An 11,461-nucleotide genomic window follows, 5' to 3' on the forward strand; every position below is an offset into this window, starting at 1 on the left:
TCGCTGCTGCTGGAACGCATCGCCGCGCCCGCGACCGCGCCACGGCACCGGATGTACCGCCCGCCGATCTCGCTGCGCGCCAGCACCGGCCCGGTCCCGGCGTCGCGCGCCGTGCGCTGACACCGCCGCTCACCCGCGCCCGGCCCGCCGACGCCGCTGGTCGTCGNNNNAGCTGCTGGCGGTCCAGGTGTACGCCCGGTCCCGCAGACCCGCACCGGTCTTGGCGTCGAAGTTCTCGGCGAAGCCGGACCGCTCGCACAGGAGCCGGAACCTTCGGCTGACCTCGTCGGCGAGCCCCGTGTGCCCGGCCCGTCGCAACCCGTCCTCGATGAGCACCGTGGCCGGGGCCCAGACGGGGCCGCGCCAGTAGCCGTCGGCCAGGTGGTGCGGGGAGTCGAGCGGCTCGGTGGCCAACCCGTGCTCGGTGAGGTGGGCCTCGACGTGGCGGGCGAGGATGGCGGCGATGTCCGCCGGGAGATCCTCGCCGAGCACGATCGGCATGAGGTCGAGCAGGCTGGTGCTCGACCGGGCCCGACCGGTGCGCGTGCCGCGCGCCGTGAACCGCTCACCGGTCCACAACTCGCCCAGCAACGCGTCGCGGACCTCGTCGGCGGCGCTGGCCCACCGCGCGGCCTCCTCCGGCCGGTCCAGCTCGGCGGCCAGTTCCGCGAGGTACCCCGCCTGGATCGCCAGGAAGGCGGCGAGATCCGGCGTCTCGACCACCCGGTCGTCGTCGAACGTCGTGGCGTTGTCCCAACCGCTGTCGTTGCCGTGCTGGTGGTGCGGCAGGCGTCGGCCGGGCGCGCGGCGGTGCTCCAACCAGAACGTGGTCCACCGGGCGAGCCGCTGGTAGACCTCCATCAGCTCGTCGCGCCCGAGCGGCCGGCTCGACCGCTGCCGCAGCCGCCGCACCGCCCAGCCGTGGATGGGCGGCTTGACGAAGTTGTGCAGGACCTCCGAGTGGGTCACCGAGTCGGGCAGCGCGCCGGCCGGGTCCTGGTGGTCGAACGGCAGGTGGAACTGGTGCCAGGCCAGGTCCGGGTGCCCGGCCGCGAGGGCGAGCGCGTTGAAGCAGTGGTCCCAGCTCCACACCTTGTTCATCCAGTGCTTCGACATCAGCGTGGCGGGCCGGGTGACGAAGCCGGCCGGTGCCACGGTGGCCGACCAGAGCACGTACGCGGCCAGCTCGGCGGCCGGCGTATCCGGCCCGCGCCACGGGGCGACCGCCGCCGCGAACGCGGCGAAGTCGGCGTGCGCGGCGGCGGCGAGACCGTCGAAGTCCGCGCTGGCCGTGTAGGGCCGGCGGGCCGTCGCGTACTCCTCGATCGCGACCTCCCACGGCCGGTCGGCCGGCAGGACCAGGCCGCGCACGGCGGTGCCGAGGTCCTGCGCCCCGACGGTCTCGGCGGTGCCGGCGAGCACGGTGACCCGGTAGCGGCGGCCGGTCTCGTAGGAGGTGAACACGGACGAGCCGTCCACCGGGTCGTCGTAGAGGTAGGTCCCGCTGAACGGGGTGAGAGTGTCGGCGGCGGCCGTGATCCGCAGTCCCGCCCCGCGACCACGCAGCCGCAGCGTGTCCGCGCCCGCGTAGGTCAGCTCCACCCGGCCGGCCCCGTCCCGCCAGCTCAGCGACGCCGGCCGGGCCGCCACCGTGGCGCCGGCCGACGGTGAGAACCGCAGCACCGGGTGCATGCCGTTGCGGTGCGAGATCAGGTGCAGGTCCTCGGCGTACGTGTGCTGGGCGGTCACCGGGGAGACGCTGAGCCAGGACCCGCGGTGGCTGAACGGGATCTCCCGGACGGAGAACTCGGGGCCGGAGGGAGCAACGGTCATCTGAGGAGGCCGCCTTTCTTCAGGGGTCAGTCCTTGACGGCGCCGGCTGTCACGCCCGCGGCGATGTACCGCTGGGCCACGATCAGCAGGACGGTGGCGGGAATGGAGGCGAGCACGGCGGTGGCCATGATCGCGTTCCACTGCTGGTTGTTGTTGCCGATGTAGCGGTAGATGCCCAGGGTGATCGGCCGGCTGGCCCCACCGGCGTCCAGCGTGGACGCGAAGAGGAAGTCCGACCAGGCCCAGAGGAAGGCGAACAACGACACCGTGGCGATCGAGCCCCGGCTCAGCGGCAGCACCACCGACCGGAACGTCCGCCACCGGCCGGCGCCGTCCACCACCGCGGCCTGGAGCACCTCGTCGGGGATGCCGGACATGAACGCCGTGAAGATCAACACCCCGAACGGTACGGCGATGGTGGAGTCGGCCAGCACCAGGCCCGCCGCCGAGTTGAGCCACCCGAGCCGCAGGTAGATGGCGTAGAACCCCATCGCCATGATGATCCCGGGAATCATCTGCGCGATGAGCAGCAGGAAGCTGAGCACGCCGCCGCCGACCGGACGCAACTTCGCCAGCGCGTATCCCGCCGGCGCGGCGAGGGCCACGGTCAGCGCCACGGTGCCGAGCCCGATCAGGAGGCTGGTGCCGAGGTAGGGCAACTGCTCCCGGAACACCGCCCGGTAACCCTCGAACGTGCCGTCGACCGGGAACAGGTGCGGCGGGTCGGCCCGCACGTCGCCGTCCCGGGTGAACGAGACGTTGACCATCCAGTAGACGGGGAACAGCATCAGCGCGGTGAACACCACGCCGAGGGCGGTCCGCCACCACGCGGCACGGGCCGGTGTGCGCGTCACCATCGTTGCCTCCGCTGGGCCCGGACGTAGCCCAGCCCGAAGACGAAGGCCACGATGATCAGCAGGTTGCCCACGGCCGCGCCCGGCCCGAACTCGGGCAGCAGGCTGCCGAAGCCGAGCCGGTAGGACCAGGTGGCGAACGTCGTCGACGAGTCGGTCGGTCCGCCCCGGGTCATCACCCAGATGATGTCGAAGACCTTCAGCGTGTAGATCAGCCCGAGCAGCAGGGTGATCGCCGACACCGGGCGCAGCAGCGGGAACGTGATCCGCCAGAACCGTTGCGGCCCGCTCGCACCGTCCAGCGCCGCGGCCTCGTACACCTCGGTCGGGATGGCCTGGAGGCCGCTGTGGAGCACGACCAGGTTGAAGGGGATGCCGATCCAGATGTTCGCGATGATCACCGAGACCAGTGACCAGCGCGGCGACGTCAGCCAGTTGACCGGGTCGACGCCCACCGCGCCGAGCGCGGCGTTGACCACGCCGGCGTCGCTGTTGAGCATCCACGACCAGGTCGAGGCCGAGACGATCAGCGGCAGCAGCCAGGGTACGAGGAACAGCGCCCGTAGCGTCACCGACAGCGGGAAGTGCCGGTGGAAGAAGACCGCGAGCGCCAGCCCGATGGCGAACTGGAACAGCAACGACACCGCCGTGAAGACCGCCGTGTGGACCAGCGCCGGCAGGAAGGTCGGATGGGTCACCACGTCCCGGTAGTTGTCCAGCCCGGCGAACGGGGCGCCACCGGAGACGAACGAGCGGACCGTGTACCGCCGCAGGCTCAGCTCGACGTTGCGGTACAGCGGATAGGCGTAGAAGGCCAGCAGGTAGAGGGTCACCGGGGCCAGGAACGCCCACGCCGTCCACCGGCCGGTGCGGATTCTGCTCATCGCCGGTGCGGGCCTACCGGGTGGCGGCGGCGGCCGCGTCCTGGGCGGCGGACAGGGCCGCCTGCGGCGTCTTCGAGCCGCTGAGCGCGCCCTGCACGGCCGTCCAGAGCTGCTCGGAGATCTTCGGGTACCTCGTGCCGAGGTTGTCGCCGGTGCGCCCCTTGGCGGCGTTCACCGCGTCGACCCACACCTTCAGCCCGGCGTCCGCCGCGACCTGCTTGGCCTGCACGACCGCCACGGGCGCGACGTAGGACAGCGTGGTGTCGGTCCGCAGCAGGTTGTCCGGGTTGGTCAGGCAGGTCACCAGTTGCTGCGAGACGTCGTACCGGCCGGTGTCGCGCTGCACCGGGACGGAGACGAACTCGCCGCCGGTCGGCGCCGGTGCGGTGCCGCCCGCGCTGGCCGGCACCGGGATGATCCCGTACTCGAAGCCGAGCTTCTCGGCGTTGGCCCGCTGCCAGGTGCCGTTCTCGGCGAACGCGTAGTCGCCGGTGGCGAACTCCTGCCAGCTCGTGGTCTGGGTGTTGTTAATGACGGAGTTCGGCGCGTACCCCCGGCCCAGCCAGTCCTTCCACAGCGTGAGCGCGGACACCGCCGCCGGCGAGTCCAGCGCCGTCAGTTGCGCGCCGGAGCCCCAGAACCAGGGCAGGAACTGGAAACTGCCCTCCTCGGTGCCGATGGCCGAGAACGTGATGCCCTTCTTGCCGGCGGCCTTGACCTTCGCCAGCGCGGCGGTCAGGGACGGCCAGTCCGTCACCGACGCGACCTCCACCCCGGCCTTGCGCAGCAGATCCTTGTTGTACCAGAGGGCGAGCGTGTTCGCGCCGATCGGCACGCCGTACGTCCGGCCGTCGAGCCGGCCGGCGCCGAGCAGGTTGGGCGCGGAGGCGGAGGTGTCCAGCTTGGTCTCGTCGGTGGAGGTCAACGCCCCGGCCTGGGCGAGCGTGGAGATCACCGGGTTGTCGATGATCAGCACGTCGGGGGAGTGGCGCTGCTGCGCCGCGAGCAGCGCCTTGTTGGTCAGGTCCGTGGTGTCGTAGCCGGTCCGCTGCACGGTCACGCCCGCGGCGCTGCCGCAGCTCTGGAGCAGCTTGACCCAGTCGGACCCCTCGGCGAACTGCGGGTACGGGTCCCAGACGGTGTACGCGCCGCCGCCGGCGCCGCCGTCCGGGCCGTCGTTCGCGGCGCAGCCGGTGACGGCGCCGGCGATCGTCAGTGCGGTCAGGGTGGCGCCGGCCACGCCCCGCCGCCACGCGGATGTCGCCATGGTGGGGCCTCCCTCGGTGATCGGTCAGCGAATCGGTTCGACCGAAGATAGGCCGCGCGCCCGACGCGGTCAAGATGGTCGATGCGATGCGCGTGAAACGAGGCGGTGACGACCTGTTCACCGCGTTGACATCCATGAGCGTCGAAGCCTACGCTGCGCGGCGAATCGATTCGCCAGGACGTCCTCCGCAGCATCCCCGCCCTGCCGAAGGAGCCACCAGTGCACACCCCTCACGTCCGGGCACCACGGATCCGCGGCCTCGCCGCCCGGATCGCCGCCGGTGCCCTCGCCGTCGTCTGCTCGCTCACCGTCGCCGCGTCCCCGGCGCTCGCCGCCGACGAGTCGCTCACCGTCAACTTCTCCGCCTCGCTCGGCACCCCGACGTACCGGGGGTCGGGCTGGATCTACGGCATGACCGAGAACGGCCAGAACCCGCCGGACAACTACCTGCGCGACGTGAAGTTCCGCGCCATGCGGGCCGGCGGCGCGCAGCTGCCGGGCCAGGGCTGGGTCGGCGGCGGCTACGACCGGCGGTGGAACGCCACCGTGGCGCAGGCCCGGCGCACCGCCGCGCTGGGCGGCACGTTCGTCCTGCTGAACCACGACCTGTGGGGCGCCGACGGCGCCTCGATCAGCCGGTTCCCCGGCGACAACGGGGACTGGAGCGACTACGACCGCTTCTTGGACCGGCTCTTCGCCGACGTGCGCGCGGCCGGCATCACGGTGCAGTGGGACATCTGGAACGAGCCCAACATCAGCCTGTTCTGGAACCGGCCGCAGTCGCAGTACTTCGAGCTGTGGCGGCGCACCCACCAGCGGATCCGGGCGGCGTTCCCGGGCATGCTCATCGTCGGGCCGAGCTGCGCGTGCGTGCCGTCCACCAGTGGCTGGTGGACCCAGTACCTGGACTACGTCAAGGCCAACAACGTGGTGCCGGACATCTTCAGCTGGCACTCGCTGCCCGGTGACCCGGTGGCGAACGTCGCCACCGCCAACCAGACCCTGGACTCGCGCGGCATCGCCCACCCCCGACCGCACCAGATCAACGAGTACGGCGCGTCCAACCAGCAGAACCCCGCCGGTGGGGCGTGGTACCTGGCCCGGCTCGAACGCGCCGGCGCGGACGGGCTGCGCGCCAACTGGGCCGGCAGCCAGAACCTCCACAACGACCTGGCCAGCCTGCTCACCCGCAACTCCAGCGGGCAGTACCAGCCCAAGGGCGAATGGTGGGTCTACCAGTACTACGGCTCGATGACCGGCCAGATCGCCTCGGTCACCCCGAGCGCCTCCTACGACGCGTTCGCCGCCAAGGCGTCCGGCTCGGCGAAGATCCTCGTCGGCGGCAACACCACCACCGGCAACGTCGCGGTCAACATCCAACGCCTGGACGCCACCAGCGGCATCGTGGTGAACAACCAGGTCCGGGTGGTGGTGCAGAACATCCCGTACAACAACGGCGGCGCGGTCGCCGGCCCGGTCACGGTGCGGGACAGCGTGGTGACGCTGTCCAACAACGGGACCACCGTCAACGTCTCGCACGCGAACGTCAACGACACGTCCACCATCACCCTGCTCCCGCCCGGCGGCGGGTCGACGAACCAGAACGTGCAGATCGTGGGCGGCCAGTCCGGCCGGTGCGTGGACGTGCCGAACTCCACCACCACCAACGGCACCCAGGCCCAGCTCTGGGACTGCCACGGCGGCACGAACCAGCGCTTCAGCTACACCACGGGCAAGCAGCTCACGGTGTACGGCAACAAGTGCCTGGACGCCTCCGGCCAGGGCACCGCCAACGGCACCGCGGTGGTGATCTGGGACTGCAACGGCCAGCCCAACCAGCAGTGGAACGTCAACGCCGATGGTTCGATCACCGGCGTCCAGTCCGGCCTGTGCCTGGACGCCAGCGCGCTCGGCACCACCAACGGCACCAAGGTGCAGCTCTGGCAGTGCCTCAACGGCGCCAACCAACGCTGGACCCTCCGCCCCTGACATGCAAGGCGGGGCCCCTTCTTAACGCCTACGGCATAGGAAGGGGCCCCGCTTAACACGGGGGTCAGCTACGGAAGCTCCACTGCTGGTTGGGGCCGCCGTTGCAGGACCAGAGGATGAGCCTGGTGCCGTTCGCGGTGCCGGCGGCGTTGGCGTCGAGGCAGAGCCCGGACTGCTGGCCGGTGACGGTGCCGTTGGCGTTGACGTTCCACTGCTGGTTGGCCTGGCCGTTGCAGGTCCAGACGATCACCGCCGTGCCGTTGCCGGTGCCGGCCCCGTTCGCGTCCAGGCACAGGTTGCCGGCCAGTTGCAGTTGGCGGCCGGAGGTGGCGGTCCAGAGCTGGCCGGACTGCCCGGCGCAGTCCTGCAACTGCACCGCCGTACCCGAGGTCTGGGTCGGCGCGGTGGCGCAGCGGCCGGACTGCCCGCCGACGAGCTGGCGGCCGGTCGTGGGCGACGGGCTGGTCGGCGGGGTGGTCGGCGGGTTCGTGGGGGTGGCGCCGTCGAACTGGGTGAAGAACCGCCACACCACCGCCTGCGTCCACGACCGCTCGCCCGGGGCGTACGGATCGGCGGTGCCGTCCACCGCGTTGGGGGCGTGCGGTCCGTCGAAGGCGGCCCAGGCGACCGGATAGCCCGCCCGGCATCCCGAGTAGTAGGTGACGACGTGCGTCAGGCTGCCCTGCGACGGCTCGGGTGGGTTCTGCGGGGTGCAGCCGTTGTTCCGGACGAACTGGTCACGCAGCGACCGCCCGAGTGAGATCGGCAGGGTGCCGTCGCGCAGCCCGTGGATTCCGAGGTACGCGACGGGTTGGGTGCCGCCGTTGCAGCCGCTGAGGTTCGCGCCCGAGTAGACCGCGACCGCGCGGAAGACGCTCGACCGGGCGCACGCGAGGGCGTAACTCATGCCGCCGCCGTAGCTGAAGCCCAGGGCGAACCGCTGCGTGGTGTCCACGCACAACCCCGCCTCGAGCGTACGGACAAGGTCGTCGACGAACGTCAGGTCCTGCCCGTTCGGGTTCGCCCAGCCGTTGCCGTTGCCCTGCGGCGCGACGAAGATCGCGCTGTTGTTCGCCAGCGCCCGCAGCCCGTAGTAGGACCAGAGGTAACCGCTGGTGCCGCCCGAGTCGACGTCGCCCGCGGTGCCGCCGTTCCAGTGGAAGCCGAAGATCAGCCGGTAGGGGTGATTGCGGTCGTAGTTGTCGGGGAGACGCAGGATGTAGGAGCGGTTCTGGCCGCTGCTGGAGATCGTGTGCGAGCCGCTCGCCAGCGCCGGCGCCTTGCCACAGCCGGCGGTCGCCGCCAGCGTGCCGACGCCGGCGGGACTCTCTCCGGCGGCGAGCGCGGCGCCGCCCATGGCGAGGACCAGCCCCGCCACCCCCGCGACGACGCCGACGATGAGCCGATGTCTCGGCATGGAGTACTCCCTCCTTCCTTCGAGAGCGGTTAAGCGGGGCCCCTTCCTATACCGGAGGCGTTAAGAAGGGGCCCCGCCTTGCACGTCAGCTTCGGGGGGTCCACTGCTGGTTGGTGCCGCCGTGGCAGTCCCAGAGGTTGATCTTCGTGCCGTTGGTGGTGCCGTAGCCGGCCGCGTCCAGGCACCGGCCCGACTGCACGCCGCTGATCGTGCCGTTGGCGTTGAGGTTCCACTGCTGGTTGGCCTGGCCGTTGCAGTCCCAGATGATGACTGCGGTGCCGTTCGCGGTTCCGCGCCCGTTGGCGTCCAGGCACTTGTTCCCCAACACCTGCAACTGCTTGCTCGCGGTGTACGTCCAGCGCTGCCCGGTGCCGCCCCAGCAGTCGTACAACTGCATTTGGATGCCGTTGGTGGTGCTGCCGTTCGGCACGTCCACGCACCGGCCCGAGCCGGCACCCACCAGTTGCACGTTCTGGTAGGTGGGGCCGCCGCCGGTGCCCGGGGTGCCGATGCTGCCGTCCACCGACCGGAGCGCGGAGTACCAGACGGCGGCCATCTTGTCGTAGCCGGTGGCGGTCGGGTGGATGCCGTCGATCAGGTCGGCTGTGGTCAGCGCCGAGTGCTGGTCGACCAGGTGGACGCGCTTGCCGGCGTTCACCTTGGCCGCCACGATGCCGGGGATCGCGGCGTTGAACGTGCGTACCGCCGACTCCTGGCCGGCGTTGGCCAGCGGGATGATCTGCGCCACGAACACGTCGGCGTTGGGCGCCGTCGCGGTGATGCGGTCGATCAGGGTGGAGAGCCGGTTCGGCGCGCCGGAGACGTTGTAGTTCTGCAGGATGTCGTTGGTGCCGATGTGCAGCAGCACCGTACGCGGCTGGTAGGTGTTGAGCCAGCCGGTGATGTTGGCGTCGATCTGGTCGATCCGCCAGCCGGGGTGCCCCTCGTGGTCGTGGTCGCCGAGGTTGCCCGGCCCGTTGAACTGGGAGCCGACGAAGTCGATCCGGTAGCCGCCGGCGGCGAGCCGCTGCCACAGCCCGGTGCGGGAGCCGCCCGGGACCTGGGTCCCCTCGGTGATCGAGTCACCGAGCGGCATCACCCGTACCCCGCCGTTGGACTCGGCGGCGGCCGGGCCGGCCGGGGCGAGCAGCCCGGCGACCGTCATAACCGACGCGGCGGCGGTGGCGAGCCACGCCCTTGCCCTTGTGCGCATGATCTCTCCTCTCAGGAGCCGGTGCAGGTGAGTGACGGCGTCGACGGCGTGCCGTTGGCCAGGAAGCCGAACGTGGTCGAGCCGGCGGCGGGCACGGAGCCGTTGTACGACACGTTGCGGACGGTGGCCGTGGTGCCGCTGGTGCTCAGCGTCCCGCCCCAGATCTGGGTGATGCTCTGGCCGCCGGCCAGGTTCCAGCCCACCGTCCAGCCGCTGATCGCCGACGTGCCGGCCGTCACGGTCACCTCGCCCTGGAACCCGCCGGACCAGGTGCTGGTGGTGCGGTAGCTCGCGGTGCAGCCGTTGCCGGTCGGCGGCGGGGTGGTGGGCGGCGCGGTGGTGGGCGGCGGGGTCGTCGGGGGCGCGGTCGTCGGCGGCGCGGTGGTGGGCGGCGGGGTGCCGGTGCCGGAGTTGAACCGCCAGTGGTCGAGGTTGAACAGCGAGCCGCTGCCGCCGGTGAACCTCAGGTAGAGGTCGTGGGTGCCGGTGGCGCCGCTGACCCCGCAGGTCGTGTCGGCCCAGGTCTGCCAGCCGCCGGTGCCGGACACCCGGCAGGTGCCGACCAGCGGGCCGGTGGCGCTGTCCAGCCGCAACTCGATGCTGCCGCCGCTACCGGCCGAGGCCACCCGGGCGGTGTACGAGGTCGCGCCGGTGCCGAAGGCCACGCCCTTGACCTTGATGTAGTCCCCGTTGTCGATGAAGCCGACGTTCATCCCGCCGCCGCTGGCCGGCTCGGTCTCCACGCCCTGCCCCCAGGCGATCGTCTCGGCCTCCTGCCGGACGTACGGGTTCAGCGTGCCGACCTGGGGGGCGCCGGTGGTGGTCATGTTGATCGTCGGGATCGATCCGTCGGCGCCGTAGGTGAACTTCTCCACCGCCACCGACCGGGTGAAACCGCCGCCGCCCGGCAGCGCCCCGTTGTGGTAGAAGAGGTAGGAGTTCCCCTTGTAGTCGATGATCCCGGGGTGGTTGGTGAAGCTGCTGCCCTGGGTGGGCATCACCGTCCCGCGGTAGGTCCACGGTCCGAGCGGGCCGGGCGCGGTCGAGTAGGCGAGGAACTCCGAGCAGCACTTGGCGGCGAACACGTTGTAGTAGAGGTTGTTGCGCTTGTAGACCCAGGGCCCCTCCTCGTACAGGGTCGGCCGGTTGGCATCCCCGGTGCGGGTCCCGAAGCCCGCGGTGGTCAGCGGGATCTGGGTCGGGCTGCCCGAGTAGGAGGTCATGTCCGCGTTCAGCTTCACGTACCACAGGCGCGGGTTGCCCCAGTAGAGGTACGCCTGCCCGTCGTCGTCGATGAACACGGTGGGGTCGATCTCACCGTTGCTGACCAGCGGGCGGCCGATCGCGTCCCGGAACGGCCCGGTCGGGCTGTCGGCCACCGCCACGCCGATGCCCATCTGGCCGGTCGCCCGCACGACCATGGGTACGTACCAGTAGAACTTGCCGTTGCGGTAGACCGCCTGGCCGGCCCACGCGTCCTGCTTGGCCCAGCTGAAGGTGGCGAGGTTGAGCGGGGAGCCGTGGTCAGTCCAGTTCACCATGTCGTCGGACGAGTAGACCCGCCACTCCTTCATGGTGAACCAGGTCGAGTTGTCCTCGTCGTGGCCGGTGTAGAGGTAGACCCGGCCGTTGTAGACCAGCGGCGCCGGGTCGGCCGTGTAGATCGTCTGCACGATCGGGTTGTCCGCCCGGGCGATCGCCGGGAACAGGCCCACCAGGGCCAGCAGGGTGACGATCAGGGCGAGCCTGCGCCGGGCAGGCTTTCTTGATAGCGCTAACATCACTGTCCTTTCGAGGGGGTGGTCGGGGGTGCTCAGCGGTAACCGGCGGCCACGATGTTGGCGTGCACCGCGTTCTCGGTCGCGTCGGACGGATAGCCCGCGACCATGGCGCCCTCGTAGAAGGTGCCGGCGCTGAGGTTCGCGCCGCCGCCGGGCTTGCAGCAGTCGCCGCCGCTGCCCAGGATGATCGCGCCCTGCTTCTTCATCGGGCTGTAGCCGGGCG

The 11,461-nt window shown here is 71.1% G+C and carries 9 protein-coding genes; 1 reads left to right on the forward strand and 8 read right to left on the reverse strand.

Annotation, left to right across the window (positions count from 1 at the left end; genetic code table 11):
* Positions 1 to 129 precede the first annotated feature (129 nt).
* The 4 genes from B1205_RS10790 to B1205_RS10805 are packed head-to-tail and all read right to left on the reverse strand — an operon-like array spanning position 130 to position 4,838.
* Positions 130 to 1,833 (reverse strand): amylo-alpha-1,6-glucosidase, encoded by a 1,704-nt coding sequence (locus B1205_RS10790; protein ID WP_089155488.1) that lies wholly within the window; start codon positions 1,831 to 1,833, stop codon positions 130 to 132.
* A 26-nt stretch (positions 1,834 to 1,859) separates the two neighbouring features.
* Entirely contained in the window at positions 1,860 to 2,690 is an 831-nt protein-coding gene (locus tag B1205_RS10795; RefSeq protein ID WP_089155489.1) for a carbohydrate ABC transporter permease, read from the reverse strand.
* Entirely contained in the window at positions 2,684 to 3,571 is an 888-nt protein-coding gene (locus B1205_RS10800) for a carbohydrate ABC transporter permease (RefSeq protein WP_089155490.1), read from the reverse strand. Before B1205_RS10800 ends, B1205_RS10795 begins: the two co-directional genes overlap by 7 nt.
* A gap of 13 nt (positions 3,572 to 3,584) precedes the next feature.
* Positions 3,585 to 4,838: a sugar ABC transporter substrate-binding protein gene (locus B1205_RS10805; RefSeq protein WP_089155491.1), complete on the reverse strand. Its 1,254-nt coding sequence runs from the start codon at positions 4,836 to 4,838 to the stop codon at positions 3,585 to 3,587.
* 219 nt (positions 4,839 to 5,057) lie between these two features.
* On the opposite strand from B1205_RS10805, the gene B1205_RS10810 reads away from it, so the two are divergent.
* Complete coding sequence (locus tag B1205_RS10810; RefSeq protein ID WP_089155492.1) at positions 5,058 to 6,827, forward strand: ricin-type beta-trefoil lectin domain protein; 1,770 nt, start codon at positions 5,058 to 5,060, stop codon at positions 6,825 to 6,827.
* A 64-nt stretch (positions 6,828 to 6,891) separates the two neighbouring features.
* Here the strand turns inward: B1205_RS10810 and B1205_RS10815 are convergent, their stop codons facing one another.
* The 4 genes from B1205_RS10815 to B1205_RS31210 form a co-directional block, all read right to left on the reverse strand.
* Positions 6,892 to 8,244 (reverse strand): ricin-type beta-trefoil lectin domain protein, encoded by a 1,353-nt coding sequence (locus B1205_RS10815; RefSeq protein WP_089155493.1) that lies wholly within the window; start codon positions 8,242 to 8,244, stop codon positions 6,892 to 6,894.
* Positions 8,245 to 8,329: 85 nt separating this feature from the next.
* Positions 8,330 to 9,457 carry an RICIN domain-containing protein gene (locus tag B1205_RS10820; RefSeq protein WP_089155494.1) on the reverse strand — a complete coding sequence of 376 codons (1,128 nt, stop codon included), beginning with the start codon at positions 9,455 to 9,457 and terminating at the stop codon, positions 8,330 to 8,332.
* 11 nt (positions 9,458 to 9,468) lie between these two features.
* Positions 9,469 to 11,238: a family 43 glycosylhydrolase gene (locus B1205_RS10825; protein WP_089155495.1), complete on the reverse strand. Its 1,770-nt coding sequence runs from the start codon at positions 11,236 to 11,238 to the stop codon at positions 9,469 to 9,471.
* A gap of 32 nt (positions 11,239 to 11,270) precedes the next feature.
* On the reverse strand, positions 11,271 to 11,461 hold a 191-nt coding region (locus B1205_RS31210), incomplete at its 5' end, for an arabinofuranosidase catalytic domain-containing protein (protein ID WP_303395018.1).

This window comes from Micromonospora sp. NBS 11-29 (assembly GCF_002140155.1).
GTDB lineage: Bacteria > Actinomycetota > Actinomycetes > Mycobacteriales > Micromonosporaceae > Micromonospora.